This window comes from Nonomuraea sp. NPDC049400, from assembly GCF_044466425.1.
GTDB lineage: Bacteria > Actinomycetota > Actinomycetes > Streptosporangiales > Streptosporangiaceae > Nonomuraea.
In genome coordinates, this window is sequence record NZ_JBITMP010000018.1 from 1 (window position 1) to 25784 (window position 25784).

The 25784-nt window shown below is 69.1% G+C and carries 25 protein-coding genes; 7 read left to right on the top strand and 18 right to left on the bottom strand.

What is annotated here, in order from left to right:
• Positions 1 to 352: 352 nt before the first annotated feature.
• From ACIBVN_RS27395 to ACIBVN_RS27405, 3 genes are read right to left on the bottom strand one after another with little or no spacing between them, the layout of a single operon-like run.
• The gene (locus ACIBVN_RS27395; RefSeq protein ID WP_397141011.1) at positions 353 to 898 is read right to left on the bottom strand and encodes a hypothetical protein; all 546 of its coding nucleotides are present in this window, start codon (positions 896 to 898) and stop codon (positions 353 to 355) included.
• A gap of 47 nt (positions 899 to 945) precedes the next feature.
• Positions 946 to 1431, bottom strand: a complete 486-nt coding sequence (locus ACIBVN_RS27400; protein WP_397141013.1) for a TSUP family transporter — start codon at positions 1429 to 1431, stop codon at positions 946 to 948.
• A 21-nt stretch (positions 1432 to 1452) separates the two neighbouring features.
• Positions 1453 to 1950: a hypothetical protein gene (locus ACIBVN_RS27405; RefSeq protein WP_397141015.1), complete on the bottom strand. Its 498-nt coding sequence runs from the start codon at positions 1948 to 1950 to the stop codon at positions 1453 to 1455.
• A 281-nt stretch (positions 1951 to 2231) separates the two neighbouring features.
• Here ACIBVN_RS27405 and ACIBVN_RS27410 point away from each other — a divergent pair, with 281 nt between their 5' ends.
• The gene (locus ACIBVN_RS27410; protein WP_397141017.1) at positions 2232 to 3209 is read left to right on the top strand and encodes an L-threonylcarbamoyladenylate synthase; all 978 of its coding nucleotides are present in this window, start codon (positions 2232 to 2234) and stop codon (positions 3207 to 3209) included.
• Positions 3210 to 3382: 173 nt separating this feature from the next.
• On the opposite strand, the gene ACIBVN_RS27415 is transcribed toward ACIBVN_RS27410, so the two are convergent.
• Together ACIBVN_RS27415 and ACIBVN_RS27420 are read right to left on the bottom strand one after the other, a co-directional pair.
• Positions 3383 to 4024, bottom strand: a complete 642-nt coding sequence (locus tag ACIBVN_RS27415) for a carbonic anhydrase (protein WP_397141019.1) — start codon at positions 4022 to 4024, stop codon at positions 3383 to 3385.
• 532 nt (positions 4025 to 4556) lie between these two features.
• A complete protein-coding gene (locus tag ACIBVN_RS27420; protein WP_397141022.1) occupies positions 4557 to 5573 on the bottom strand; it encodes a TerC/Alx family metal homeostasis membrane protein in 1017 nt (338 codons plus the stop codon).
• 417 nt (positions 5574 to 5990) lie between these two features.
• Between ACIBVN_RS27420 and ACIBVN_RS27425 the strand changes: the two genes are divergently transcribed.
• Positions 5991 to 6170, top strand: coding sequence for a hypothetical protein (locus ACIBVN_RS27425; RefSeq protein ID WP_397141024.1), 180 nt, complete (start codon positions 5991 to 5993; stop codon positions 6168 to 6170).
• 359 nt (positions 6171 to 6529) lie between these two features.
• Positions 6530 to 7930 (top strand): sensor histidine kinase, encoded by a 1401-nt coding sequence (locus ACIBVN_RS27430; RefSeq protein ID WP_397141026.1) that lies wholly within the window; start codon positions 6530 to 6532, stop codon positions 7928 to 7930.
• Positions 7931 to 7959: 29 nt separating this feature from the next.
• Here ACIBVN_RS27430 and ACIBVN_RS27435 read toward each other — a convergent pair whose 3' ends face one another.
• The 3 genes from ACIBVN_RS27435 to ACIBVN_RS27445 all read right to left on the bottom strand — a co-directional run bounded on the left by ACIBVN_RS27435 (position 7960) and on the right by ACIBVN_RS27445 (position 11715).
• A complete protein-coding gene (locus ACIBVN_RS27435; RefSeq protein WP_397141028.1) occupies positions 7960 to 10020 on the bottom strand; it encodes a beta-galactosidase in 2061 nt (686 codons plus the stop codon).
• Positions 10021 to 10105: 85 nt separating this feature from the next.
• Complete coding sequence (locus tag ACIBVN_RS27440; protein WP_397141030.1) at positions 10106 to 10606, bottom strand: DUF6807 family protein; 501 nt, start codon at positions 10604 to 10606, stop codon at positions 10106 to 10108.
• Positions 10603 to 11715 carry a Gfo/Idh/MocA family protein gene (locus ACIBVN_RS27445; RefSeq protein WP_397141032.1) on the bottom strand — a complete coding sequence of 371 codons (1113 nt, stop codon included), beginning with the start codon at positions 11713 to 11715 and terminating at the stop codon, positions 10603 to 10605. The genes ACIBVN_RS27440 and ACIBVN_RS27445 overlap by 4 nt, the downstream gene beginning before the upstream one ends.
• Positions 11716 to 11830: 115 nt before the next feature.
• Here ACIBVN_RS27445 and ACIBVN_RS27450 point away from each other — a divergent pair, with 115 nt between their 5' ends.
• Positions 11831 to 12871 (top strand): LacI family DNA-binding transcriptional regulator, encoded by a 1041-nt coding sequence (locus ACIBVN_RS27450; RefSeq protein ID WP_397141034.1) that lies wholly within the window; start codon positions 11831 to 11833, stop codon positions 12869 to 12871.
• Between the two features lie 64 nt (positions 12872 to 12935).
• Here ACIBVN_RS27450 and ACIBVN_RS27455 read toward each other — a convergent pair whose 3' ends face one another.
• The 7 genes from ACIBVN_RS27455 to ACIBVN_RS27485 all read right to left on the bottom strand — a co-directional run bounded on the left by ACIBVN_RS27455 (position 12936) and on the right by ACIBVN_RS27485 (position 20741).
• The gene (locus tag ACIBVN_RS27455; RefSeq protein ID WP_397141036.1) at positions 12936 to 13511 is read right to left on the bottom strand and encodes a hypothetical protein; all 576 of its coding nucleotides are present in this window, start codon (positions 13509 to 13511) and stop codon (positions 12936 to 12938) included.
• A gap of 43 nt (positions 13512 to 13554) precedes the next feature.
• Positions 13555 to 14580: an ABC transporter ATP-binding protein gene (locus ACIBVN_RS27460; protein WP_397141038.1), complete on the bottom strand. Its 1026-nt coding sequence runs from the start codon at positions 14578 to 14580 to the stop codon at positions 13555 to 13557.
• On the bottom strand, positions 14577 to 15674 hold the full coding sequence (locus ACIBVN_RS27465; RefSeq protein ID WP_397141040.1) for an ABC transporter ATP-binding protein: 1098 nt from the start codon (positions 15672 to 15674) through the stop codon (positions 14577 to 14579). The genes ACIBVN_RS27460 and ACIBVN_RS27465 overlap by 4 nt, the downstream gene beginning before the upstream one ends.
• Before the next feature lie 68 nt (positions 15675 to 15742).
• Positions 15743 to 16870: an ABC transporter permease gene (locus tag ACIBVN_RS27470; RefSeq protein ID WP_397141042.1), complete on the bottom strand. Its 1128-nt coding sequence runs from the start codon at positions 16868 to 16870 to the stop codon at positions 15743 to 15745.
• A gap of 6 nt (positions 16871 to 16876) precedes the next feature.
• On the bottom strand, positions 16877 to 17863 hold the full coding sequence (locus tag ACIBVN_RS27475) for an ABC transporter permease (protein ID WP_397141044.1): 987 nt from the start codon (positions 17861 to 17863) through the stop codon (positions 16877 to 16879).
• A 46-nt stretch (positions 17864 to 17909) separates the two neighbouring features.
• Positions 17910 to 20030: an ABC transporter substrate-binding protein gene (locus ACIBVN_RS27480; RefSeq protein WP_397141046.1), complete on the bottom strand. Its 2121-nt coding sequence runs from the start codon at positions 20028 to 20030 to the stop codon at positions 17910 to 17912.
• A 378-nt stretch (positions 20031 to 20408) separates the two neighbouring features.
• Complete coding sequence (locus ACIBVN_RS27485; protein ID WP_397141048.1) at positions 20409 to 20741, bottom strand: hypothetical protein; 333 nt, start codon at positions 20739 to 20741, stop codon at positions 20409 to 20411.
• Positions 20742 to 20935: 194 nt separating this feature from the next.
• Between ACIBVN_RS27485 and ACIBVN_RS27490 the strand changes: the two genes are divergently transcribed.
• Together ACIBVN_RS27490 and ACIBVN_RS27495 are read left to right on the top strand one after the other, a co-directional pair.
• Positions 20936 to 22315 carry an FAD-dependent monooxygenase gene (locus ACIBVN_RS27490; protein ID WP_397141050.1) on the top strand — a complete coding sequence of 460 codons (1380 nt, stop codon included), beginning with the start codon at positions 20936 to 20938 and terminating at the stop codon, positions 22313 to 22315.
• 76 nt (positions 22316 to 22391) lie between these two features.
• Positions 22392 to 22811: a CoA-binding protein gene (locus tag ACIBVN_RS27495; RefSeq protein ID WP_397141351.1), complete on the top strand. Its 420-nt coding sequence runs from the start codon at positions 22392 to 22394 to the stop codon at positions 22809 to 22811.
• 27 nt (positions 22812 to 22838) lie between these two features.
• Here ACIBVN_RS27495 and ACIBVN_RS27500 read toward each other — a convergent pair whose 3' ends face one another.
• The 3 genes from ACIBVN_RS27500 to ACIBVN_RS27510 all read right to left on the bottom strand — a co-directional run bounded on the left by ACIBVN_RS27500 (position 22839) and on the right by ACIBVN_RS27510 (position 24666).
• Positions 22839 to 23219, bottom strand: a complete 381-nt coding sequence (locus ACIBVN_RS27500) for a DUF2255 family protein (protein WP_397141052.1) — start codon at positions 23217 to 23219, stop codon at positions 22839 to 22841.
• A gap of 42 nt (positions 23220 to 23261) precedes the next feature.
• Complete coding sequence (locus tag ACIBVN_RS27505; RefSeq protein WP_397141054.1) at positions 23262 to 24251, bottom strand: aldo/keto reductase; 990 nt, start codon at positions 24249 to 24251, stop codon at positions 23262 to 23264.
• Between the two features lie 70 nt (positions 24252 to 24321).
• Positions 24322 to 24666 (bottom strand): carboxymuconolactone decarboxylase family protein, encoded by a 345-nt coding sequence (locus ACIBVN_RS27510; RefSeq protein ID WP_397141056.1) that lies wholly within the window; start codon positions 24664 to 24666, stop codon positions 24322 to 24324.
• Between the two features lie 170 nt (positions 24667 to 24836).
• Between ACIBVN_RS27510 and ACIBVN_RS27515 the strand changes: the two genes are divergently transcribed.
• Positions 24837 to 25733, top strand: a complete 897-nt coding sequence (locus ACIBVN_RS27515; RefSeq protein ID WP_397141058.1) for a helix-turn-helix transcriptional regulator — start codon at positions 24837 to 24839, stop codon at positions 25731 to 25733.
• Positions 25734 to 25784: the final 51 nt, after the last annotated feature.

Below are 25784 nucleotides of genomic sequence, written 5' to 3' on the forward strand. Positions count from 1 at the left end.
GATCTGACTCCCAGCCGCGGGAGGTGTCATAGAGGCTGGGCACCGACAGCTGGGTTTTCGGTGCGACACGCTCAGGGGAGGCGGACGAGGACGGCGTCGGCGTGCCGGTCCGGGGCGCGTGCGATCCTCCCGAGTCATCGCTTCCCGCACCTCCTCCGCAGGAGGTGAGAAGGCCGGCGACCGCCATTGCCGCAAGTACGCACCTGGGCCGATTCACACGAATCCTCCATTCAGCAGAACGCATCGGTTGGTTCGACTGCCGAGATCGCCGCAAAGTTCCGGGAAGTTTCGACCCTGAATGGGTCGCGGATCTGGCGCCGTTGCTTGCCCATTGCCCCCGGTACAAACGCGATCAATCCCTGATGACTGCGACGCGCTCGCTATTGGCCGACCGTGTGGCCGACCCTGCCGAGCCGGTCGTGATGCGGCCGCACTTGTACGGCACTTTGGAACTCGATATGAGCAAGCACCTGGAATGGGACGAGCAGAACGCGTTCCAGGACTCGATCATCGAGGTCAATTCCACACGGCGCTGTTTCGCGTAGAGCGGCGAGGGCGATGCGGTCGTCGGATCTGGCAGGCAATGTCCGGGGAGCCAGGTGTGCGTCAGGCTGAGCGGATTGAGGATCCGTTCAGTCAGCAGATCGGCTTCATTGAGGTCGCCAGCCTTGAAGCCGGAGGTCGGGGACGGAAGGTGTACCGCCTGACCGACGCCGGTCGTGAGGAGTTCCGCGCGTGGATGACACGGGAGCTGGCTGGGCCCGATCTGGAGACTGCGGCGCTGTCCAGGCCCTACTTCCTCGGTCTGCTGGAGCCGGTCGAACGCGTAACGGTGCTCGGCCGCATCACGGCACGCATTGAGACTGACCTCGCCGCGCTCTCGGCCCTCGACAAGCACCTCGATACGCTGGACATCCCTGAGGAGCACCGCGACCTCGCCGTCTATCAGCGTGCGACGCTCGATACGACCCCGATCGCCGCCTGCGCCGGGCCGGGCAGGGCCAGCGCGCCCAGGGCGGTGGTGTGGGTGAGCATCAGGGCGGCGGCCATGAGGACCATCATCGCCGCGAGCACCTTGTAGAGGGTGTCGGTGCGCATCCGGACCGCCCAGGAGGCGCCCGCCCAGGCCCCCAGCAGGCTTCCGGCCAGCAAGTTCGCCGCGACGGTCCAATGCGCGGCCAGCTCGGCGAGCGAGACGGCGGCCAGCCGGGCGGGCAGCGCGGTGAGCATCACGATCAGGATCATCGCCTTGTTCAAGATGACCGCCGACAGCGCGGCGAACCCGAACAGGCTGATCAGCAGCGGCAGCCGGAACTCGGCGCCGCCCAGGCCGATCATCCCGCCTGACACGCCCACCGCCGCGCCGGCGGCGAACACCAGTGGCAACGAGCGCACCACGCGGGAGGGCATGGCGCCTTCGTCCAGGTCCATGCCGGTCAGGGGTGTGTCCAGTCAACCGTACAGACCCCATCTGGGGTCTTCTGCCCACGTCGGAGGCCAGGCCGGGGGGAATGATGATCGCATTACGCGACGGAGCACCGTGCCCGTGTAGGTGCCTGCCACCGCGGCGTCGGGGACGTTGATCACCAGGGTGGGATTCCAGGCGGCGGAATCGTCGCCGGAGCCGGTGGTCTTGCTGAAGGCGGTGCGCGTGGCGGCCAGCGTCTCGGCGGCGGCTGCGTTGGCCTGGCCTGCCCCGAAGGTTCCGGTGCCTGTGGTGGCTGTGGCCGGGCCTGACCAGTACAGCACAGCCGAGTTGGGAATGGTTTCAGCAGCCGTGCCGCCGCCGGTAGTGAAGCCGCCCGACGCGGCGGACACTGATGCGACCCAGGTGGCGTTGAGTGCCGCGCGCTGGTCGGACACGGTGACCGTGCCGAGTTGCTTGCCGCACACACCGAAACGTAAGAACGCCTCGAGGCCGTCGTGATCTACGCTGGCGACGTTGCACACTCAGCGCCTCCCTGGGCACGGCGACCGTGCTGGACAGCAGGAACGGGAACTCTCCCTGGACGGCAACCGCCACGGCCGCCGACTTCACCACCGGCGGCGGACCCCCGCGCAGACCATCACCAAAGATCGTCTCGCCTACTGGTCCGGCCCGATCGCCGCCCAGTCAGGTGCTGGCACCCGCGTCGCGGGCCAACCCACCGCGAGCGAACAGCCTTGGCTCGTCGTCATGCGCTGATGAGACGGCGGGGTGTGGAGAGCGCAGCAGTGAGAGGATTGTGAGCGTGAGGGCAAGAACCAGTGACATCGACAAGGCGGCCGGTGTGCTGCGCGGTGGAGGTCTGGTGGCTTTCCCGACCGAAACCGTCTACGGTCTGGGCGCCAACGCCGAGGACTCTGCCGCCGTCGCGCGCGTCTTTCAGGTCAAGGGGCGCCCGCCCTCCCACCCGCTGATCGTCCACATCGGCGGCGCGGAGCACCTGGGCGACTGGGTCGAGAACGTGCCCGTGACGGCGCGTCTGTTGGCCGAACGCTTTTGGCCGGGGCCGCTCACGCTGGTCCTGCCGCGCGGTCGCCGGGTGCCCTTTGAAGCGACTGGTGGCCTGGAGACGGTGGCCGTGCGCGTGCCTGACCACCCCGTCGCGCTGGCGCTGCTGGCGGCCTTTGGCGGCGGAGTCGCGGCCCCGTCTGCCAACCGCTTCGGCTCGGTCAGCCCTACAACGGCGAATCACGTCCGTGCGGAGCTCGGTGATGAGGTCGACTTCGTGCTGGACGGCGGCCCCTGCGAGGTCGGCGTCGAGTCAACCATCGTCGATGCTACGGGCGAGGCCCCGAGCGTCCTTCGGCCCGGCGGGGTGACGCGCGAGGACCTCGAAGCGGTTCTGGGGCGCCCGCTTGCGGTCCACTCCACCAGCCGTGTTCGGGTGCCTGGCCAGCATCCGTCACACTACGCGCCGCGTGCGCGGGTCGTCCTCGTCGAGCCCGAGAAGGTCGTCGCCGAAGCGGAGCTCGCGCAGGAGCTAGGGCACCAGGTGGGCGTCTTTCTTCCCCCCTGTTTCGCCGACGCTGCGGTGAAGGCGCACGCCGTGGTGGCGATCCCGGGTTCGATGGCTGCTTACGCGCGCGGGCTGTATGGGTTCCTGCGCGAGCTCGACCAGCGGGGGTGCGACCTGATCGTCGCCTCCTTGCCGGTGGAGGAGGGGCTGGGACTCGCGATCGCCAACCGGCTCCGCCGCGCCGCGGGGCCCCGATCCTCCGCGTGACCAGCAACGCCCCTCGTCAGTGAGCACCGCTCTCCCCGTGGAACCCCTCGCAGTTCCCTCTGTGCCAAGTGGCACGGGCCAGGCCGGCGCGCGAGGTGCGAGATAGGGAGCGGGACCGGATCGGTGGGCCTGCGCGGTGTGACGTGGCTGTGCAACGGCTGGCGGAGCTCCGGTCACAAAGCGGAGCCAGCAGCGACTTCGAGGCCACGGGCTGCTACCACCTGTGCGCTGCCGTCGGCCAGGCGGTAGCACAGGCCCACGACGGCGGCGTGGCCGGCGTCGACCCGTTCGGCGAGCACCCGAGAGCGGTCCAAAAGCAAGTCAACCGTGTGCCTTATGTGCTCGGCCAGGACCTCGTCGGCCTCCACACGACCTGCGGCCCGCGCCGCGAGCACGCTGGGCGTCACCCGCTCGACGACGTCCCGGACGTACCCGGCCGGCGCCATGCCGTCTTCCAGTGCGGCGCACGCGGCGCCCACCGCGCCGCACGAGTCGTGGCCGAGGACCACTACCAGCGGGCAGTCCAGCACGTCCACCCCGTACTCGATGCTGCCCAGCACCTCCGCGCCCATCACGTGGCCCGCGGTGCGCACCACGAACAGGTCACCCAGGCCACGATCGAAGATGATCTCTGCGGCCAATCGGGAGTCGGAGCATCCGAACAGGACGGCGAACGGGCGCTGGCTGGGTGCGATCTCGGCGCGGCGGGTCGCGTCCTGGTTCGGGTGCTCGGGGGTACCCGCAACGAAGCGCTGGTTACCCGCGAGCAGCAGCTCGAAGGCTTCCTTGGGAGTCGGAGACTTGATCTCGGCCATGACCGCAGCCTAAGCCAAGCCCCCGGCCGTCTCACTGCCTGGTCTTTCCAGTACCCGCTGAAAGTTTCGTCATCACCCGCAGGGGACGATGCTCGATGACCGGCCAAGTAATCGAGACAAAAGTATGCAGCTCAGCCCGGTTCGTACCGGTATGGCGATCAGGCTCCCAGCATCCGTCGCGAGGGCTGTCGGGCTGACGTCAGCGGTGCCTTCGGCGTCGATCATCTTCTCGAAGCTGGTGCAACGGGTGCACCTTCTGGCTGCAGGGATCCTTTTCAGGATGGCAGAGGCAGGCAGCGGGGGAGGACTGGGGTGTCTCCCCCAACAGTCTCCCCCAACAGCGGACAGGGATGAGGTTTGATGGGTATGACTGCTGCGCCGGGCACGCCGGTGGGGGAGAGTTGGAGGCGGATCTCGCCAGGCGGCGCACGATGCTGGTTCGGGCTTCGGTAAGAACGTGATCTGATCGGCGGTTGAGACCGGCGCGTAGCCGGGACACGCTCCTCAAGCTACGCAGGGAGCGCCCCGCGCGTTAACCGTCGGAGGGTGGGTCGGCACGTTGGGCATCGCGGCTGTTGGCGTGCACGCTGGTGATCGTGACGGTCGTCAGGACCGCGATGATGACCCCGAGCGAGACCAGGGTGGGGATCTGAGGGACGGCGGGCCAGATGCCGTGTGCCCAGTGCAGGACGAGTTTGAGCCCGATGAAGCCCAGGATGACGCCGAGCCCGTGGTTGAGGTGCCGCAGCTTCTCCAACACACCCTGCAGCACGAAGTACAGCGCCCGCAGCCCCAGCAGCGCGAAAGCGTTGGTGACGAAGACGAGGAAGGGGTCTTCGGTCACGCCGTACACGGCGGGCACCGAATCGACCGCGAAGACGATGTCGGTGGCGAACACGGCCACGATGGCCAGCGCCAGCGGGGTCAGGGCGCGCCGACCCGACTCGCGAACCATCAGGCGGGAGCCGCGGTAGTCGTCGGTGACCGGCATGACGTGCCGCAGCAGGCGGACCGAGCGCATGGAGGAGATGTCCACCTCCTGCTCCCTGCCGCGCAGCGCGTCTTTGAGGATCTTCCCGGCGGTGACGATCAGGATCGCGCCGAACAGCAGGAACGCCCAGGTGCCGCTGGCCAGCGCGGCCGCGCCCAGGGCGATGAAGACCGCGCGCAGCGCCAGTGCCCCGATGATGCCGTACAGCAGCACCCGCTGGGCCAGCTCGCGCGGCACCGCGAAGGCCGAGAGCAGCAGCATGAACACAAACAGGTTGTCCACTGAGAGCGACTTCTCCACCACATACCCGGTGTAGAACTCCACCGACGCCTGCGACCCGAACGCCAGCCACACATAGACGCCGAACAGTAGAGGAAGCGCCAGGTAGAAGACCGACCACCGCACCGCCTCACGCATCCGCACCTCGTGCGGGCGCCGCGTCAGGACGAAGTCGGCGCCCAGCAGCAGCGCCAGGCAGGCAACAGTGATCACCCACAGATGCGGTGAGCCGATCGTCTCCAGCGGGGCAGCCGTCTCCAGACTGGTTGGGGCTGGCATGGGACCTCCTCGAACGCGACAGGGCCGTTCGAGGTCTCCTTCACCCACCACCACCGTGCGGGCGGCCGCCCGGGGACGAGGTCACGCCCGTACTGACCGGGCCGGCTCTTGGGAAGTACTCCCCTCGCCCTTCCAGGGTAGGCGAACCTCCTGGTCAGCTCCACTTCGGCGGCTCCCTTGGGGCGATCGCAGGGCGTTTGACCAGTGCCGCAAGCTGGGCCGATAGTGGAAGGAGCACGTAAAGGGGAGTACCCGCCGTCGGACATCCCGCCGTCATCACGGTCTTCACGCCTGGAAAGGCTCGGCGGGATGGCCCTCCAGCTGTGGCCTGGCCGACAAGGCTGCTGAGGCGGAGGGTGCGGGAAGACCTTCGTCTTCATGGCCGTACCTCCAGGCGAGGCTGAGGGGGGAGTCCTCATGTCGATCATCGTGCTTCTCGAGATCCTGGCGGGCATCCTGCTGATCTTCTCCGCACTCATCAGCGCCGCTGCGCTGTGGGTTCCACCGCCGCGGTCCCATGCCGCCGTCCGTCACCGCGCCGCCTCTCGCACGCAGCCTGTCGAAGACCGCCCGGAGTGGCTGGGAACGCGCCGCTGACAAGAACGCCGGGCCCTGCCACTCCGCACAGTGCCCATCGCCACCACCACCGGCAGGGCTCTCCGTACGTGGCTGACGTGCCTTGACAACCCCTAGATATTGGCCAGGCGTGTTCTCAAACCGCCTACTTGCCTGATGGTCGCGCGGCACCCCAGATAACTGGATCGCCGACAGGACGAGGAGCAATGTCCTGGAATCAGTGCGAGGACGACGTCGTCGCAGAGCCAGGTGGCGCTGCCCAGCAGGAGCCCAGACGAACTGCACCCGTGATGTGGTTTACAGCCTTTTGACCGTTTTTCTCCTTATCGCCAGTTAGGGTTTCGGTGCGGGGGTTTTGCGGTGCAGCTGGTCACGAGGGGGTGATCAGGGTCAGTTGGTGGCATCGTTGTTCGATCCGGGCCCGTCTGGCCCTGCTGGCCAGTGCCGTCATGGCGCTGCTGTGCTCGGCGTTGGCGGTGTTCATCGTGCTGGTGGCGCGGCAGGCGGCCATCGATCACCGGACCGAGCAGCTCTTTGCGCTTGCTGTGGAGATGGGCATCCAGGCGCGCCAGCAGATACCCGATCTGACGCAAGGCAGCCCGGTCCGGGCGGTCCAGGTGTTCAACCCGGCCGGCGACATGGCTGCGGCCACCCCGGAGATGGCGGACAAGCCACCGATGACGAACCTGCGCCCCGATCCCGACGCCTTTGCCAGCGCCCGCACGTGCGATACGCAGGCATTCCCCGGCCGGTGCATGATCGTGCTCGCCTATCCCTTTCACCGCTCCGACGGCGTGTGGCAGATCGACATGGCCGTTCCCGACGTCCCCTGGTACGTCGGTCCGGAACTGCTGATCCCGCTCGCCGTCGGCTGGCTGCTCCTGGTCGCGGCGACCGCAGCGGGCAGCTATCGGATCGTGGGCAAGACCTTGGAGCCGGTAGGCGTCATCGCCGGCAACCTCGCCCAGATCACCGCCAGTGACCTGGACCATCGGGTGCCGGTGCCCAGGTACCGCGACGAGCTGCGGGATCTGGCCGAGACCGCGAACCGCACGTTGGATCGAGCCCAATCCGCGGTCGAGCAGCAGCTCCGCTTCGCAAGCGAAGCCTCCCACGACCTGCGCAGCCCGCTGACCGCCATCCGCATCCACATCGAAGAGGCCCTGATGGACCCGCGCCAGGCGAACTGGCCACAGGTCGCGAACGCGGTGCTGGAGAGCGTGGAACGCATGCAGCACCTGGTCTGCGACCTGCTGCAGGCGGCCCGCCTGGACGCGGGAGTCACCGGCCGCCGCGAGAGGCTCGACCTGACCGAACTGGTGCGGCGCGAATTGGACCAGCGGCCCGCCAGGGTCTACCTACGCCGCCGCCTGGCGGCCGGTGTGATCGTTGAGGGTGACCGCCTCGACCTGGCCAGGCTGCTGAACAATCTGCTGGACAACGCCGAACGGCACGCCGAGTCCATCATCACCGTGCTCCTCACGCTCGAGGACGGTGAGGCAGTGCTGGAGGTGAGCGACGACGGAGAAGGTGTTCCACCCGAGCAACGGGAGATGATCTTCCAGCGGTTCGCGCGGTTGGAGGCATCCCGTGTCAAGGACGCTGGTGGGACAGGGCTTGGACTACCGATTGCCCGGCAGATCGCGCACGCCCACAACGGCACCCTGACCCTTGAGGACAGCCCTCGCGGCGCACGATTCGCGTTCCGCCTTCCCGGCTACACCACGCGCAACGCCAATCATCCGCAAGGCAAGAAGGTGAGGCGCAGCCAGCCGCATTGAACACCTGGCGAATCTCCTGGTCTCAGTGCTCAGTGAGTCTTGTGGCGCAGGACGACCGCGCCGAACGGTGGCAGTCGCAGACGGTCTGCGACGGCGGCGTGGCCGTTCAGCAGGTCGACGGACCAGGACAGGGCGGGGTCGAGGTCGACGATCGCCTCCTCTGGGGTGTGGTTGAGCAGGAAGAGGTGGTCGGTGCCGTCGGCGGCGCGGCGGTGGACGGCTTCGACGCCGTCGGGGGTGTCCATGACGGGGGTGACGCCGGCGCCGGTGGCGCAGTCCAGGACGAGGCGGTGCATGGTTTCGGGGTCGGGTGAGGTGCCAAGGTAGGTGGCGGTGCCGGTGCCGAAGCGGTGTCTGGTGGCGGCCGGTTGTCCTTTCTGCTCGCCGTCGGTGTAGGTGGCCAGTGGCTCGGCGCCGTTGAGCAGGATGATGTCCTGCCAGTCCGTGGCCGTGCCGGTATGGCCGGCGTGGTGCAGCTCGTAGGCTTCGCCGATCTGGAGGGGGTTGAGCTCGTCGATGTCGATGCCGAGCAGGTCGCGGAAGGCGCCGGGGTGGCCGCCGGGCCGTACCCGGTCGTGCTGGTCGACGATGCCGGAGAAGTATGACATCAGCAGGTGCCCGCCGCCGCGCACGTACGCTGTGATGTTGTCGGCGGCGGCGTCGTCCACAAGGTACAGGTTGGGCACGATCACCAGGCGGTAGCGGCTCAAGTCGGCGTGCGGGTGGGCGAAGTCGACGGGGATGTTCGCGTGCCAGAGCGGCCGGTAGTGGTCGAGGATGCCTGTGGTGAACTTCAGGTCGCTGGATGGGTGGTCGGGTGCCTCCAGTGCCCACCAGTTTTCCCAGTCCCACAGCATGGCCACGTCGGTGGGGTCGCAGGAGCCGCCGACCAGGTCCGCCAGGCGCGCCACGTCGTGGCCCAGGGCGACTGCCTCGCGCCAGGTGCGGGTACGGGTGCCGCCGTGAGGGACCATCGCGGAGTGGAAGCGCTCGGCGCCGGCGCGGGAGGCGCGCCACTGGAAGAACATCACCGAGTCCGCGCCCCGTGCCACGGCCTGCAGGGAGCGTACCCGCAGCTGGCCGGCAGGGCGGGCGGAGTTGCGGCCGCCCGTGAGGTTGTTGCCGGTGGCCGATTCCAGCATCAGCCATGGCTTGCCACCGCGTAGCGACCGCATGAGGTCGAAGTTGTAGGCGGCCAGCAGCTGGCCTTCCGGGTCGTACGGTTTGGCGTAGATGTCCAGGGACACGACGTCTTCCGCAGCGGCCCAGCGCCAGTAGTCCAAGTGCTTGAAGGAGCCCATGAAGTTGGTGGTCACCGGCAGGTCGGGAGTGTGGCGGCGGATGATGTCGCGTTCGGCGATGAAGCACTCCAGCGACGCAGTGTCGGAAAAGCGGGCGAAGTCGAGGAGCTGGCCGGGGTTGGGGCCGGACACGAGCCTGTTGCGGGCGGCGGGGGTGCCGATGTGGTCGAAGGAGTCGTACCGCTGGCCCCAGAACGCGGTGCCCCACGCGTCGTTGAGGGCGTCGACAGTGCCGTAACGGTCGGCGAGCCAGCGGCGGAAGTGCGCGACGGAGACCGGGCAGTGGCAGCCGAACCCGACGTACTCGTTGCCGACGTGCCACATGGCCAGCGCGGGATGGCCGGCGTAGCGCTCGGCCAGCCGTTCGGTGATCCGCGCCGCGTGGTACCGGTACACCGGCGAGGACGGGCAGAAGTGCACGCGGGCGCCGAAGGCGATCTTGCGACCCTCCGCGTCCACCGGCAGCGTTTCTGGATGTTCGTGGGCCAGCCAGGAGGGCGGCGCGGCGGTGGGGGTGGCCAGGTCGACGCGCACGCCTCCCTCGGCCAGGAGGTCCATGACCTCGTCCAGCCAGCCGAAGTCGAAGACGCCGGGACGGGGCTCCAGCAGCCCCCAAGAGAACACGCCGACGGTGACCAGGTTCACCCCGGCCTCGCGCATCAAATGGATGTCTTCCCGCCAGGTGTCGGCCGGCCACTGCTCGGGGTTGTAGTCGCCGCCGTAGGCCAGGCCCTGCAGGCGCTGCCGCAGTCCGGCCAGGCGTTCGTCGGCGAGGTCGGTGTGGGGCACGGATTGCTCCTTGGTGGTGTTGTGGATCACTTCTGTGTTCCCATCAGCAGGGCCATGGCCCAGTCCTGGTCGTTGCCGCGGCTGTTCACCGTGCCCCTCCCCACGCCCGCGTGTCCTCTGGTCCCACCACGCCGGCCGACCTCGCGTCACGGCTCAGCAGCTCCTTTACCGCAGTGGCGAGTTCTGGCGCCTGGTCCGGCCCCGCGTCGGCCACGGCGACGCCGTAGCGGAACCGGACCGTGCCCGAGGCGGGCACGGTGAGCTCCTCGCTGAAGAACGGTGCCGGGTTGAGGCAGGCGAACGCCTCGGCGCGGGCGAACCACTGTGGTGGGTGCCGGGGGTTGTCCGCGGCGTCGGCCATCAGGACCAGCGACCGTGCGTCGTCCTCGTCGTGCCGGCCTGCGAATGCCATCCAGGAGTGGCGCTGTCCGCGCAGTTCGTCACCGCCCGTGCCGGACGGGGTGACGAGCGTGCCGTCCGTGAAGGAACGGGGGCCGCGCCAGAACAGGCCGCCGTACCCGGCGTTTTCCCGGCCCCGTGTGGTCGGGGAGCCCAGTGCGATGTCCGCGCCGGAGACGTTGGTCATGCGGGCTCCTTGACGCGCGGCCATGGCACGGCGCCACCGTCCATGGCGCGTACGAAAGGATCGTCGCCGGTCAGTTCGCCGGCGGCGACGGGGCGGCGGCGGAACGCGGAGGCGTAGGTCGCGGCGGCGAACTCCAGGGTGCGGCGCGCTTCGGCGAGGCTCACCGCGGGTTCGGTGCCGTGGCGCAGCGCGTCCAGGACCGCCGCGATCTGCACCAGGTGCCCGCTCTCGACGTCGTCCGCGCCGTCGCTGCGCCACAGGTCGGCCAGGTGCTCGTGGCCGTGGGCGGGAGTGAAGCGCCAGTGCTTGTCCTGGTAGCCGTAGAGGTGCTCCAGCTCGACGGTGGCGTGCTCGAAGTCGAAGCGCAGGCGTGAGGTTTCGCGCGGGGCGAGCAGCGAATTGACGACGCTGGCCATGGCCCCGTTCTCGAACCGGGCGAGGGCCATCGAGACGTCCTCGGTGTCGGTGGGCCGGGCGAGACGGCCGGCCACGGCGGTGACCTCGCTCCACGGGCCGAGGACGGAGAGCAACAGGTCGAACTGGTGGATGCCGTGGCCCATGGTCGGGCCGCCGCCCTCCACCTCCCAGCGCCCGCGCCAGGGCACGTCGAAGTACGCGTCGGTGCGGTACCAGAGGGTCTCGCAGACCGCGGTGAGCGGCCGGCCGAGCGCCCCGGAGGAGACCAGCCGGCGCAGCCGGACGGCGGCCGGGCCGAAGCGGTGCTGGAAGACGGTGAGGACGGGTGTGCCGGTGGCCTGCTGCACCGCGGCGAGTTCGTCCAGCTCGGCGAGGCTCAGCGCGGTCGGCTTCTCCACCAGTACCGGCACCCCGGCGCGCAGGGCGGCGATGGCCAGCGGCGTGTGACTGTGCGGCGGGGTGCAGATGTGCACCAGGTCGAGGCGCTCCTCTGCGAGCAGCTCCTCCGCGTCGGTGTACACGCCCGGCACGGAGAAGCGTCGGGCGAAGGCCTCGGCGCGGTCGCGGTCGGTGTCGGCGACGGCCACCAGGCCCGCCCGGTCGGACAGTTCGGTCAGGGCACCCGCGTGGGCGTGGGCGATGCCGCCCGCGCCGACGATGGCGACGCGGGCGGACGGGGACGGGTCCGGCATGGACGGGCTCCCTCGAGAGGCATAATAGTGAACGTTCACTTTTGCTTGGAGGGAAACCGTAGTGAACTTTCTCCCGCAGGGCAATAGGGTGCGTTCAGCACAGGGGGTTCCATCCATGACCGAACACTCCGCACCGCCCAGGCGGCCCACCATCAAAGAGGTGGCACGCCTGGCGGGCGTCTCGCACCAGACCGTGTCGCGATATCTGAAGTCCCGTCAGGGCCTGCGCCCGGCCACACTCGAGCGCATCGACGGCGCCGTCGAGAAACTCGGTTACCGCCCCAACCTCATGGCTCGCTCCATGCGCACCCGGCGCACCGGCCGGCTCGCCGTCGTCATGCCCGTCAACACCTTCAACCACGCGCGCCTGCTCTCCGGTGCCCTGGCCGCGGCCCACGAGGCGGGACACGTGGTCGAGGTCGTCAGCGTCGAGGGCTCCACCGCGGCCCGGACCGAGCGAGTCCTCGAACTCGCCCACGCCGGACAGGTGGACGGGGTGCTGTCGCTGACGCCCATGGCGGCCGGCTTCGAGGACGCCTTGCCGAAGGGGGCGGCCGTCGTCGTCTCCCCGGATTTCGACGACGGCATGCGAAGCATCGGTGAGCTCACCGACGCCTCGCCCGTCAGCGAGCTGATGGAGCGCCTCGCCGCCCTCGGCCACCGGCGGTTCCTGCACGTCGCCGGCGATCAGGAGTTCGCCTCGGCGCGGGCGCGCAAGGTCGCCTACCTGGAGGCGGTCGAGCGGCTCGGACTCGAGTCGGTCGGGATGGCGGAGGGTGACTGGTCGGGCGAGTCGGGGGTGGAAGCCGTCCGGCAGCTGGACCCCGACCGGCTGCCCACGGCCGTGATCGCCGCCAACGACGTGGTCGCCTCCGGGGTGCTGCGCGGTGCCCGTGAACGCGGCCTGGACGTGCCCGGTGACCTGAGCGTCACCGGGTGGGACGACAACGAGCTGTGCCGGTTCCTCCCCCCGTCGCTCACTACCGTCCGCATCTCCTGGGAAGGAGCCGGGCGCAACGCGGTGCTGCGGCTGATCAAGGCGGTCGGCGGGCCCGAGCTTGAACCGTGGAACGGCCCGGTGGCGCAGGTCATCTGGCGCGAGTCGACGGCCCCACCGCGCCGTCGCCCCGCGTCCGCACCCGCCGGGACGCGCTGACGCCGGCAGGCTGCCGCGTGTCCCGCCACGGTGCCGCGCGGCGGGGCGGCGTTCCGGCTGGGGCTCAGGCGACGTGACCGGGTGCACCCGACGCCGTGGCCGCATGGGATGTACCGGGCACTGCCCGGCCCAGCTCCGGATCCGCGCCGTACCAGATCTCTTCGGCGAGCTGGAGCGTGGCCCAGCAGTAGTTCCCCATCGGAAGCCAGTACGCGTACGCTCCCCGCGTCGCACCTTGATACACGAAGACCAGCTGGGTCTGCCCCGCGTACAGCGCCCGGATGCAGCGCTGGCGGATGTGTTCCCCCTCGCGGAAGGTGACGGTGCGCTCCATCTCCACCGCCCCGCCCACCGTGTCCTCGCGCGCCTCCAGAACGTCCCGTTCCGGCAGCGTGGCCAGGCCGGCGTCGAAGCCGTCGCGCAGCTCGGGCAGGTCGCCGGCGGTCACGCCGGCCGGGAGCGTGCTCACCCAGGCGGCGACGTAGGTGTCCGGGTCGTCCGCGTCGGGCCTGAGCATCACCCCCTCGCGGTCCTGGTCGAGCCGGTCGGCGTACCAGTCCCAGGGGTAGCGAAACGAGAAGCGGCCGCGCGGGTCGCGGTAGCGGGTGATGCCGGTGAACTGCGGTATGTCGTCGGTCATGGCACTCCTGTCGGACGCCCGGTGACGGGAGAACTGGCGGGTTTCAAGACGTGGGCGCTGCCGCGGCGGCGCCCACGAGCGGCAGCTCGCCGGCGAAGTGGCAGGCCGAGCGGTGGCCCTCGCCGACCTGACGCACCGGCGGGGTCTCCGCGGCGCAGACCGGCTGGGCGTAGGGGCAGCGCGGGTGGAAGTAGCAGCCGCTGGGTGGGCTCGCGGGGCTCGGCACGTCGCCGGTGAGCAGCTTCGGACGGGTTCGCACCCGCGGGTCGGGCTGCGGTACGGCGGCCAGCAGCGCCTCGGTGTACGGGTGCTTCGGCGCGGTGTAGAGCTGCTCGACCGGTCCGCTCTCGACGATCCGTCCCACGTACATCACCACCACCCGGTCGGCGATGTGCTCGACGGCCGCCAGGTCGTGGCTGATGAAGAGGTAGGCGAGGCCCAGCCGGCGCTGCAACTCCTCCAGCAGGTTGAGGATCTGCGCCTGCACGGACACGTCCAGGGCGGAGACCGCCTCGTCGCACACGATCAGGTCCGGGTTGAGGGCGATCGCCCGCGCGATGCCGATGCGCTGGCGCTGGCCGCCGGAGAAGGCGTGCGGATAGCGGTTCGCATGTTCGGGGCGCAGGCCGACCAGGGTGAGCAGGTCCGCGACGCGGTCCTTCAGCGCCTGCCCGGCCGCCGCCTTGTTGATGATGAGCGGTTCGGCGATGATGCTGCCGACGGTCATCCGGGAGTCCAGGGAGGCGAACGGATCCTGGAAGATCATCTGGAGGTGGGGGCGGACCGCGCGCAGAGCGCGGGCGTCGGCGGACTCCAGGTGGACGGGGCCGCGTTCGGGGTGGTGGAAGACGACCTCGCCGGCGGTCGGCTCTTCCAGCCGGACGATCGTGCGCCCGGTCGTGGACTTGCCGCAGCCGGACTCGCCGACCAGGGCGACGGTCTCGCCCCGGCGGACCGTCAGATCGACCCCGTCCACCGCCTTGATCTCCCCGATGGGGCGGCGCAGGAAGCCGCCGCGGACGGGGAAGTGCTTGCGCAGACCGGTTACTTCGAGCAGTGGTTCGTTCATGCGTCCTCCCCCGGTTCCGTCCGGCCGGTCTCGTCGTCGCCCTGGTAGAGATGGCAGTGCACGGTGTGTCCCGGTCCCGCGGTGCTCAGGGCCGGGACGGCGGTGTCGCAGCGGCCCGGGATCGCCTCCGGGCACCGGGGGTGGAACGGGCAGCCGGCCACCCGGGTGTGCGGATCGGGCACCGAGCCCTCGATCACGTCCAATGGCGCCTTGCGATTGCCGCCGATGCGGGGTATCGAGCGGAGCAGCGCCTGTGTGTAGGGGTGCTTGGGGTCGTGGAAGAGGTCGTCGACGCTGCCGCGCTCCACGATCCGGCCGAGATACATCACGATCACCTCGTCACAGAGCTGGGCGACCACGCCCATGCTGTGGGTGATGAACATGATCGACATGCCGGCCCGGTCGCGCACGTCCCTGATCAGTTCGAGGATCTGTGCCTCGGTGGTGACGTCCAGCGCGGTGGTGGGCTCGTCGGCGATGAGCATCGTCGGGTTGCAGGAGAGCGCCATGGCGATCATGGCGCGCTGCCGCATGCCGCCGGAGAGCTGGTGCGGATAGGACGTGGCGACCGCCTCGGGGTGCGGCATGCCCACCTGGCGCAGCATCTCCACGGCGCGCTTGTGCGCCTCCTCGCGGTCGCGCGTCTGATGGATGAGGACGGCTTCGGCGATCTGGGCGCCGATGGTGTACACCGGGTTGAGCGAACTCATCGGCTCCTGGAAGATCATCGCGATCTCCCTGCCGCGCAGCGCACGCATCCGCGCACTGTCCGGGCCGAGCCCGGTGATCTCGGTCTCCCCGCCGACACCGCGCAGCGTGATGCTGCCGCCGGTGATGCGCCCCGGCTTCTCGACGATCTGCAGGATCGCCCGGGCCGTCACGCTCTTGCCGCAGCCGGACTCGCCGACGATCCCGAGCACCTTGCCCCGCGGGACGTCGAACGTCACGCCGTTCAGCGCGCGTACCACGCCCAGCGGAGTGGGGAACTCCACCTCCAGGTCACGGACGGACAGCACAGGGTCTCCCGCGCTGTGCGGCACCTCCACGGAGGCGGCAGCAGGTGCTCCTTCCTCTGCCGCGTATGACTGGCTCATCGTGCGGTTCTCCGGCTCGGTCGGGGGTCGGTCGGTCTGTCCTTTCACGCGGGTTGCCACGGCGCCCCTCATCCGTAGGGGTCGACGGCGTCGCGCAGCCCGTCGCCGATCAACTGGAAGCAGGTCACCGCGAGCACCACCAGGGCCGCCGGGATCAGCAGCCATGGGTACTGCTGCACGGTTGCGACGTTCTGCGCGTCGGATAGCAGGACACCCCAGCTCACGGCGGGCGGCAGCATGCCGACGCCGAGGAACGACAGCGACGTCTCGGCGATGATCGTGGCCGGCACCGCCAGCATCGCCGTGGCGACGATGTGGCTGGAGGCGTTCGGTATCAGGTGCCTGAAGACGATGCGGGCGCTGGAGGAGCCGGCGATCCGGGCGGCGGCGACATAGTCGCTGGCCGCGTACGACATCACCTTGCCGCGGATCTGCCGCGCGAGGCCCGCCCAGCCGACCAGTGACAGGATGAGGGTGATCAGGAAGTAACGGCTGGTGACAGACATGTCCTGGGGGAGGATCGCGGCCAGCGCCAGCCACAGCGGCAGTGTCGGCAGCGACATCAACAGTTCGATGAACCGCTGCAGCAGCGTGTCGACGGCGCCACGGAAGTACCCCGAGATCGTGCCGATCGTCGCGCCGAGGAAGGTGCCGACGGCCACGCCGAGCAGGCCGATGGTGAGCGACACCCGCGCGCCCTCCATGGAGCGGGCGAACACGTCCCGGCCGGCGCTGTCGGCGCCCCAGAGCAGCAGCGTGTGCGGCTTGTCCACCGTCACCAGGTGCCGGTCGGTCGGGATCAGGCCGAACAGCTTGTACTCGTGCCCCTTGCCGAAGAACCGCAGCGGTACGGGCCTGCTGCAGTCACTGCGGTACTCGTAGGTGAAGGTCGCGGTGTCGAGCTGCTGTTCGCGGCTGCAGATCGCCGGTCCGCCGGACCAGATGACGGCCGTCGGGGGTGCGTTCTTCAGGTCGGCGTCCTGCCGGTCGTAGGGATTGGGGGAGAGGAAGGGGGCCAGGATCGCGCACGCGTAGAGCACCGCGAGCACGACCGAACCGGCCACCGCGAGGCGGCTCTTGAGGAAGCGGCGCAGCATGAGCCGCCACTGCGGCAGCGTGGCCGTCCCGTTGCCGGCCTTGGCGGGCGCGGAGGGGGCGGTCGGCTCCTTGACGGGAGCCGGTGGTGTGGTCGTCATCTCCGATCACTCTCCGAGCCGGATGCGGGGGTCGATCACGGTGAGCAGGAGGTCGGCGACGAAATTGCCGATCACCAGCAGGGCCGAGAGCATGAGCAAGATGGTGCCCGCGACGTACATGTCCTTGTTGAGCAGGGAGTTGACCAGCAGCGGCCCGATGGTCGGCAGATTGAGGACGATCGACACGATCGCCTCGCCGGAGATCAGCACGGGGAAGGTGGTACCGAAGGTCATCACCAGCGGGTGCAGCGAGTTGCGCACCGCGTGCTTCCAGATCACCTTGCGCTCGGACACCCCCTTGGCCCGCGCGGTCTGCACATACTGGTTGTTGAGAACGTCGAGCAGATTGGCGCGCACGACGCGGGTCAGCCAGGCGGTCGAGCCGGCCGCGATCACCACCAGCGGGACCCAGAGATGTTCGAGCAGATCGGTGAACTTGGCCCAGCTCCACGGGGCGTTCTCGTACTGGCTGGAGAAGAGCCCGCCGACGTCCGCGCCGAGGTGGTTGGCGGCGAGCGTCATGACCACCAGCGCGAACAGGAATTCCGGGATGGCGACCCCGATGAACTGGATCACCGTGATGACGCTGTCGGGCAGCGAGCGCCGGTGGGTGGCGGAGTAGACCCCGAGTGGGATCGACAAGCCCCAGGCGATGAGCAGGGCCCCGATGCTGAGCAGCAGAGAGAGTCCGAGCCGGCTCCAGATGAGGGAACCGACGGGTTCGTTGAGAGTGAAGGAGAACCCGAAGTCGCCGTGCCAGAAGCCGGATATCCACTTCGCGTACTGGGTGAACCAGGATTCGTCGACGCCGTACTGCGCCTTCAGCGCGATGATCTGCGCCTCGGTCACCTCGCCGCCCTGCGACTGCAGCTGGGAGATCTTCTGCGAGAGAGCACTGCCGGGCGGGGCGGCGATGATGGCGAAACTGAGCATGGACACGACGGCGAGCGTCACGATCATGTAGAGGACGCGGCGGGCGACCACGATCAGCATGCGGCTCTCCCGGGGATGACGGCCGGCCCGTCCGCGCTGGATGCGCTCACGAGTGCTTCTCCGGGTTCGTCCAGTACCAGCACTCGGGGTCGTAGGTGGCCGGGGCAGGGATGTGCCAGGGGCCGGTGATGCCGCCGAGGGCGAGGTTCTTCTGATCGGGGACGTTGGCGAGGTCCCGGTTCTTGACGATCACTTCGGGGAAGTTGGCCGTGGAGCCCATGAAGAACGGCCCGTCCTCAATGTGGATCTTGAACATCTGCCAGACCAGCTGGTTGCGCTTGACTGGATCTGCTTCGGTCTTGGCCTGTTTGTACAGACTGGTGAGCTTCTCGACAGGGTCGCCTGGCTCGGGCGCCATCCGCGGGGGATGCCGCTTGATCGGCGCGAGGTCCAGCTCCTCCTTGTTCTTGCCGCTCGCGCTGTTGGCGTACCAGGCGGCCTCCAGCGGGGCCCAGTACTGGGTGTTCACCGGGACCAGCCAGTTCGGGACCACCATGATCGAGGTGCCGTTGGCGTTGCCCCAGTTGGTGTGGGACATCAGCTGCCCTGCCGTCCACTGCTCGCCGAAGGCGGCCGGCGACATCGGGACGCGCTTCATGTGCAGCCCGATCTTCTTCATGTCGGCGACGAGCTGCTCGTCCTTGTCGGCCTCCGGCTTGGAGATGTCGGCGGAGTAGGGGACCTGGATCGTCAGGGGCGCGCCGTCGGGGAACTCCACGTAGCCGTCGCCGTCGGTGTCCTTCAGACCGATCTCCGCCAGCAGCGCCTTGGCCTTCGCGGGGTCGGGGCCGAGGTAGGAGTCGCGCCACTGCTGGTACAGCTTCGGGCCGTCCGGCTCCGCATGGAACTCGGCCGTGCCGGGCCCGATGGTCCCGGTGGTGAGCTCACCCTGGTCGAAGTACAGGCTCTTGCGGGTGGCCTTGCGGTCCCAGCCGAGCGAGACGGCCTGGCGGAAGCGTTTGTCGCGGATCAGCTTGCCGTACTTCTCGTCCTTGGCGATGTAGTCGTAGTTGAAGAAGAAGATCGAGCCGGTGCCGTCCCCGGTGTTCCACAGCAGGATGTCGTAGTGGCCCCTGTCCTTGTTGCGGGAGAGCGTGGACACGTCGGCGAGGCTGACCTGATTGAAGAGGCCCTGGCAGTAGTCGACCGCACCCTGCTGGATCTTGAGCTTGAGCGCCTCGGCGTTGGTCTGCATCGAGAAGCTGATCTCGTCGATGTAGGGCAGCTGGTCGCCGTTGGTGTTGACGACCCAGTAGTACGGGTTGCGCTCGAGGACGATGCCGGTGTTGTTGTCGAAGGACTTGCACCGGTAGCCGGTGAGCGTGGGACAGTCGGGGTTGCGCTTCCAGTCGGCCTTCTGCTCCCACAGGCCGCCCGGGGTGTCCCAGTCCTTGGGGACCTTCTTGTTGTACTTGGGGTGGTACTGCTTCAGGTAGTGCTTCGGCAGCACCCAGGTCGGGCCGTTCCTGCCCAGGCCTCCGTTGACATAGGTGGCCAGTTGCTCGGGGAAGAGCGGCTGCGGGGTGTCCCAGGTGAACTTCAGCGTATGGTCGTCCGCCTTGGTCATCTTCACCGGGGTGCCCTTGCCGGAGATGTTCGACGGCGGTGGCGTCTGCGCGTTGTGGCCGGGCAGGACCATGTCCTCCCACCAGAACAGGATGTCGTCCACGGTGAAGGGTTCGCCGTCGGACCACTTGAGGCCCTCGCGGAAGTGGACGGTCCACTCGGACGCGTCGTCGTTGGCGCTCCACTTGTCGGCGAGACCGGGGCCGACGTCCAGGCCGTCGTTGAGGAAGCGCAGGGGCGAGTTGCCGTAGCAGAATTCTGCGATCGAGTTGGCGTTGGCAGCGCCTGTGGAGCCGAAGGCGAGCATCTTCAGCTTCCCTCCGTACCGCCCCTCACCCGTCCAGCGGTGCGGGATGACGTAGGGGTTTGTGGGGATGCGCTGCTCGACGGGCGGCAGACCCTTGCCCGTCAGTGCAGGCGACTCCTGGATCTTCGCCGGCCGCTTCAGCGCCTCGGTCACGTCGCCCTTCTTGTCAGAACCCCCGCTCGGGGACGTCGCGGCGGGCTTGTCAGAGGTACCGCTGGTGCATGCGGCGAGCATCACGCCGCCGGCGGCGGCCGCGGCGGTGCGCAGCAAGTGGCGTCGGCTGATTTGGCTCATGGTCCAACTCCTGGACTTGGAGGCGTCGGGGGTGCGGAGAAGTAGCGGCAGCATGCGCGTGCCGGTGCGGTTGAGCTGCGGGAAGGCGGCTCGCAAACCTGTGGCGACGCGATTGCGTCGAGGCTAGTGAACGTTCACCTTTGGGTCAATACACATGACGTGATCGATCACTTTTAAGTGGGCGCGGAGTGAGGGCCGTGGGCGGCATGGCTGGCAACACGGGCCACCGGGCCCGTCACCCGGCATGCAGACGTGTCGTACGTGTCCAAGAACCGCAAGATCTTCTACGGCGGTGAGAGGCTCCTCCCTGCCGCGCAGCATCGCCGAGTCCTGCGACCAGTCCTACCCGTCCCCAGGACAGGTCCTCCGGCAGCGCCGTCACCCGGAGCACCTGCGCGACGCCGGAGCGGGACGCAGGTCCTCGGGTGACGTCAGCATCCGGATGGGCACGTCCAGACCCGCGACATCGCTATGGGGTCGTGGCAGCCTCTCCGAGGTCGTGGTCAGCAGGTCATACAGGCGTACGAGCGTGTCGGGGTCCCTGAAGCCGCCCGCCTTGACGACGACGGGCAGCCGCCTTGCGCCTTCGACGAAGCCGGGCGGGATGCCAGCCTCGACATCGCCGGCCAGGGCGACGGACCGGATGCCGAGGGCGAGCAGGACCGTACGAGCGCTCTCGCGAGAGGGTACGCGGCCCTCGTACCTTCTCACTCCACATCCGTCAACCTGATGATCCACTGAGGTGGTAGATGAGCGGCGTGGACGTGGATGGCCGCGAGCTCGGGGAACTGCTCGTCCGGCTCTACGCCGGAGGGCCGCTGCTCAACGTCGATTCATCTGTCGGGATGACAGCGCCCGGCAGAAGCTGACAGCGATCCGGCAGCGCGGCCTGGCACGGTCGTGCCATGAACGAGAAGACAGATGTACTCATCGTCGGTGCCGGCCCGACCGGGCTCACCCTCGCCGTGGATCTGGCCCGCCGGGGCGTCGCCTGCCGCATCGTGGACCAGGCGGCTGTGCCTGCCGGCGGCTCCAAGGGCAAGGGGCTGCAGCCCCGTACGCAGGAGGTCTTCGACGACCTCGGGGTGATAGGCCAGGTCCTGGCGGGCGCGACGCCCTACCCGCCGCTGCGGGTCTGGATGGGCAGGGTGCCCGTGTGGCAGGCCCGCATGCACAAGCGCACCCCGGCCACGGACGCGGTGCCGTACCCGATGGTGATGATGCACCCGCAGTGGCGGACCGAGTCGGTGCTGCGCGAGCGTCTGGCCGAACTGGGTGGGAAGGTGGAGCAAGGCGCCGCGCTGATCGGTTTCGAGCAGGACGCGTACCGGGTGACCGCCAGGCTGGGCACGGGGGAGATCCTGCGGGTGCGTTACCTGGTGGCGGCGGACGGCGGCAGGAGCCCGGTGCGCAAGGCCCTCGGCATCGGCTTCACCGGCGAGACGCGCGAGGAGGAGCGGATGGCTCTGGGCGACGTGCGGGTCGAGGGGCTCGGCCGGGACCACATCCACGTCTGGGTGCGGCCGGGCAAAGGGATGGTGGCGCTGTACCCCATGGCCGGCACCGACACCTTCCAGCTGCTCGCCTCGCTGAAGCCGGGCGTCGTGCCGGAGCAGACGCTGTCCTGGTATCAGGAGATCGTCGCGGAACGGTCGATGCGGCGCGGGGTGCGCCTGACCGAACTGTTGTGGTCCTCTCTCTACCGGGTCAACATCCGCCTCGCCGACCGTTACCGCTCCGGCCGCGTCTTTCTGGCCGGGGACGCCGTCCACGTGCACCCGCCAGAGGGCGGGCAGGGGCTCAACACCGGCGTGCAGGACGCCTACAACCTGGGCTGGAAGCTTGCGCGGGTGCTCGCAGGCGCACCGGAAGCGCTGCTGGACACGTACGAGGAGGAGCGCAGGCCCGTCGCCGCCCGGGTACTCGGCCTGAGCGCGGACCTGCACGACAAGAAGTCCTACAAGCGTGACGAGGAGACCTACCAGCTCTCACTGAGCTACCGGGGCGGCTCGCTGGCCCGGTGCGGTGGCGAGCGGGTGCCTGACGGCCGGCTCCGGCTGGCCGACGGGACGTGGGCACGCATGTTCGACCTGCTGCGGGGCCCGCACTTCACGCTGCTGTCGCCCGACCCCGCCCCTCGCGTCGCGGGTGGGCCCGAGGTGCGCGCCTACAAGCCGGCCGAGCCGTACGGCGGCGAGCGGCACACGCTCGTCCGGCCGGACGGGTACGTTGGGATCTCCACTTCATCGGCCGACGAACTCGCTGCCTACCTGGCCATGGTGTGATCCTTTTCGCCATCCGATGACGAGACGGTTGGCGCGGCCGCGGAAGTTCCGGCGCGCCGGCTGTGTTGCCGCCGGCATGGAAAAGCGTTTCGCGGACGACGATGTCATCAAGCGGCTGCTTCACGAGGCACAAACCTGGGCCTTCGTCGGGCTGAGCGACAACCCGGAGCGTACGGTCTACGATCAGGCGCGGCTGCTCCAGGCGCGAGGCAAGCGGATCATCCCCGTTCATCCTGCCGCCGAGACCGTGCTGGGCGAGACCGGATACTCGTCGCTTGCCGAGGTCCCGGAGAAGGTGGACGTGGTCGCCGTCTACCGGCGTTCCGAGCTCGCGGGGCAGGCGGTTGACGAAGCGATCGCGATCGGTGCCGGGGCGGTCTGGCTCTCGCTCGGCGTCATCGACGAGGCCGCGGCTCAGCGTGCTTCGGACGCCGGCCTCGACGTCGTCATGGATCGCTGCCCGGGCGTCGAATGGGCATTGCGCAGAGGCCTTTAGGAGCGCGTTGAACGACGGTGTCCCCCTTCACGGGCGCGGTACGAGCTTGAGCGTGGTGGCTCGGGCCTGGGCGGCGACCATGGGAGTGACGTAGGTGCCGCCGTAGCGGCCGTACTTGGTGCGGTAGGCCGCGTCGATCCGGTCGTTGATGCCGGGATCGTTCTCCTCGGCCAGGGCGACGTCCTTGTCGACGCCGCCGGCGGTGATGCGGGCGTGGTGGCCGGCTCGGGCGGCCCGGTACCAGGCGCCGTCGCTGCCTCGGTAGGAGCGGATGTAGAGGTCGTCGCCGTCACGGACGACCCAGATGGGCACGGGTGTGCGCGGCGTGCCGTCGTCGCGGACGGGCGCGATCCGCAGCTCGTCCGCGGTGCCGATACGGGCGAGCTCGTCCCTGGTCCATGAAGCCATGACGAATGTCCTTCCTGCTGGTGTTGCGGCGCCGGCGACAGGTCACAGGCCGGTCATGCGTTCGAGGTGTTCGGGGTAGCGGCCGCCCTGGATGTCGATCTCGGCGGCGGCGCTGTCGATGTGTGCGAGGTCGTCGGTGGTGAGCGTGACGTGGGCGGCGGCGATGTTCTCCTCCAGTCGTTCCAGCCGGCGGGTGCCGGGGATGGGCACGATCCACGGGTGCTGGGCCAGCAGCCAGGCCAGGGCGATCTGGGCGGGGGTGGCGCCCTTGCGCCGGGCGATGGCGGCCAGGAGGTCGACCAGTGCCTGGTTGGCCTTCCTCGCCTCGGGGGTGAAGCGCGGGATGCTCGTGCGGATGTCGGCGCTGTCGAAGCTGGTGGCTGCGTCGACGGTGCCGGTGAGGAATCCCTTGCCGAGCGGGCTGTAGGGGACGAAGCCGATGCCGAGTTCGGTCAGGGCAGGCAAAACCTCCTGCTCGGGCTTGCGCCACCACAGGGAGTACTCGCTCTGCACGGCGGTCACGGGCTGGACGGCGTGAGCGCGGCGGATGGTGGCAGCGGCCGCCTCGGACATGCCGAAGTGCCGGACCTTGCCTTGCTGGATGAGCTCTTTGACGGCTCCGGCGACGTCCTCGATCGGCACCTGCGGGTCGACGCGGTGCTGGTAGTACAGGTCGATCACGTCGACGCCGAGCCGCTGGAGCGAGCCGTCGACGGCCTTCCGGATGTGCTCGGGCCGGCTGGACAGCCCGCTCTGGCGGCCGTCGGCGTCGAAGGCGAATCCGAACTTGGTGGCGATCACGACCTGATCGCGGACGGGGGCGAGGGCTTCGCCGACCAGTTGCTCGTTGAGGAACGGCCCGTAGACCTCGGCGGTGTCGAAGAACGTGACGCCCCGCTCCACCGCCGCCCGGATCAGCGTGATCATCTCCTGCCGGCTGCCCGGGTTGGGACCGTAGCTCTGGCTCATGCCCATGCAGCCGAGACCGATCGCCGAGACCTCGAGGCCACGCCCGAGAGTTCGCTTGTCCACAGTCATCTCCTTCGTTGGTCAATCGCCGTCGCCGGCGTACTCGTGGCCCGTCGGGGTGGAGCTGCTGACGTCAAGCAGTCCTTGTTTCCTCGACGATGGTCTTCAGCCGGGCGACCGCGCTCATCGCGGCAGGCCAGCCGGCGTAGAAGGCCAGATGGGTGAGGGCCTCGACCAGTTCGTCCTTGCTCAGCCCGTTCTCCAGCGCCTTGCGCAGGTGGAAGTCCAGCTGCTCGGTGCGGTACAGCGCGGCCAGACTGGTGACGGTGACCAAGCTGCGGTCGCGGGCTGACAGCTCTGGCCGCTCCCACACGTCCCCGAACAGCACCGTTTCCGTCAGCTCGGCCAGCTTCGGCGCGAAGTCGCCGAGCCCGCTCCGGTCGCCCGCGGGCTTCGGACCCCTCGTGTTCTGCGTCATCGTCTCTGCCTTTCCCCGTGCTTGTCGTGGGCTCGGGGAGGCGGCGGGCGGCACGCACAACCCCGGCACCAGCCAGCAAACCGCTGATGAGACAAGCCAGACAGGTCCTGCTGTTCCATGTACTGACAGAACACCCCACGGCACCAAAACCGGGCCTACCCTGGGAGGACATGGACAACCGCAGTGAGGTTCGCGAGTTCCTGATCTCGCGGCGAGCCAAGATCACCCCGCAGCAGGCCGTGCTGCCCGCCTACGGCGGTCACCGGCGGGTGCCCGGGCTGCGCCGCGAAGAGGTCGCCATGCTCGCCGGCGTCAGCGCCGAGTACTACGCCCGCCTGGAACGAGGCAACCTCAGCGGCGTCTCAGAAAGCGTCCTGGAATCCCTGGCCCGCGCGCTGAAGCTGGACGAAGCCGAACGCGCCCACCTGTTCGACCTGGCCAGAACCGCCAACGCCGGCCCCCGCACCCGCCGCCGCCCCGCCCAGCAGCAGATCCGGCCCGGCATCCAGCTCCTGCTGGACTCGATGACCGACGCTGCCGCCTACGTCCGCAACGGACGCCTGGACATCATCGCCGCCAACCGGCTCGGCCGGGCACTGTACGCGCCGGTCTTCGACGACCCGGTCCGGCCCGTCAACCTCGCCCGCTTCCGCTTCCTCAACCCCCGGGCCCACGACTTCTACCCCGACTGGGACGAATCCGCTCACACCACCGTGGCCCTGCTGCGCACCGAAGCCGGCCGCGACCCCTACGACCGCGCCCTGACCGACCTGGTCGGCGAGCTCGCCACCCGCAGCGAAGAATTCCGCACCCTGTGGGCCGCGCACAACGTCCGCCTGCACCACACCGGCGTCAAGAACTTCCACCACCCGGTCGTCGGCCACCTCAGCCTCCCTTTCGAAGCCATGCCCCTGCCCGCCGACCCCGGCCTGACCCTCACCGCCTTCAGCGCCGAGCCCGGCACCGCGGCCCACGACGCGCTCACCCTCCTCGCCAGCTGGGCCTCAACCCTCGACCAGACTGAACCGGCCGGAGACAACGACCAGACCCGCGCGTCGAACACCTGATCTGCGCCTGCCGTTGAACCGGTCCCGGTCCATGAGGACGTCAACCGGCAA

Coding starts and splice junctions, on each gene's coding strand:
- ACIBVN_RS27400 (WP_397141013.1), bottom strand. CDS start 1,431: ATGGACCTGGACGAAGGCGCCATGCCCTCCCGCGTGGTGCGCTCGTTG.
- ACIBVN_RS27415 (WP_397141019.1), bottom strand. CDS start 4,024: ATGGCCGAGATCAAGTCTCCGACTCCCAAGGAAGCCTTCGAGCTGCTG.
- ACIBVN_RS27420 (WP_397141022.1), bottom strand. CDS start 5,573: ATGCCAGCCCCAACCAGTCTGGAGACGGCTGCCCCGCTGGAGACGATC.
- ACIBVN_RS27425 (WP_397141024.1), top strand. CDS start 5,991: ATGTCGATCATCGTGCTTCTCGAGATCCTGGCGGGCATCCTGCTGATC.
- ACIBVN_RS27440 (WP_397141030.1), bottom strand. CDS start 10,606: ATGACCAACGTCTCCGGCGCGGACATCGCACTGGGCTCCCCGACCACA.
- ACIBVN_RS27445 (WP_397141032.1), bottom strand. CDS start 11,715: ATGCCGGACCCGTCCCCGTCCGCCCGCGTCGCCATCGTCGGCGCGGGC.
- ACIBVN_RS27450 (WP_397141034.1), top strand. CDS start 11,831: ATGACCGAACACTCCGCACCGCCCAGGCGGCCCACCATCAAAGAGGTG.
- ACIBVN_RS27455 (WP_397141036.1), bottom strand. CDS start 13,511: ATGACCGACGACATACCGCAGTTCACCGGCATCACCCGCTACCGCGAC.
- ACIBVN_RS27460 (WP_397141038.1), bottom strand. CDS start 14,580: ATGAACGAACCACTGCTCGAAGTAACCGGTCTGCGCAAGCACTTCCCC.
- ACIBVN_RS27465 (WP_397141040.1), bottom strand. CDS start 15,674: ATGAGCCAGTCATACGCGGCAGAGGAAGGAGCACCTGCTGCCGCCTCC.
- ACIBVN_RS27470 (WP_397141042.1), bottom strand. CDS start 16,870: ATGACGACCACACCACCGGCTCCCGTCAAGGAGCCGACCGCCCCCTCC.
- ACIBVN_RS27475 (WP_397141044.1), bottom strand. CDS start 17,863: ATGCTGATCGTGGTCGCCCGCCGCGTCCTCTACATGATCGTGACGCTC.
- ACIBVN_RS27480 (WP_397141046.1), bottom strand. CDS start 20,030: ATGAGCCAAATCAGCCGACGCCACTTGCTGCGCACCGCCGCGGCCGCC.
- ACIBVN_RS27490 (WP_397141050.1), top strand. CDS start 20,936: ATGAACGAGAAGACAGATGTACTCATCGTCGGTGCCGGCCCGACCGGG.
- ACIBVN_RS27495 (WP_397141351.1), top strand. CDS start 22,392: ATGGAAAAGCGTTTCGCGGACGACGATGTCATCAAGCGGCTGCTTCAC.
- ACIBVN_RS27500 (WP_397141052.1), bottom strand. CDS start 23,219: ATGGCTTCATGGACCAGGGACGAGCTCGCCCGTATCGGCACCGCGGAC.
- ACIBVN_RS27510 (WP_397141056.1), bottom strand. CDS start 24,666: ATGACGCAGAACACGAGGGGTCCGAAGCCCGCGGGCGACCGGAGCGGG.
- ACIBVN_RS27515 (WP_397141058.1), top strand. CDS start 24,837: ATGGACAACCGCAGTGAGGTTCGCGAGTTCCTGATCTCGCGGCGAGCC.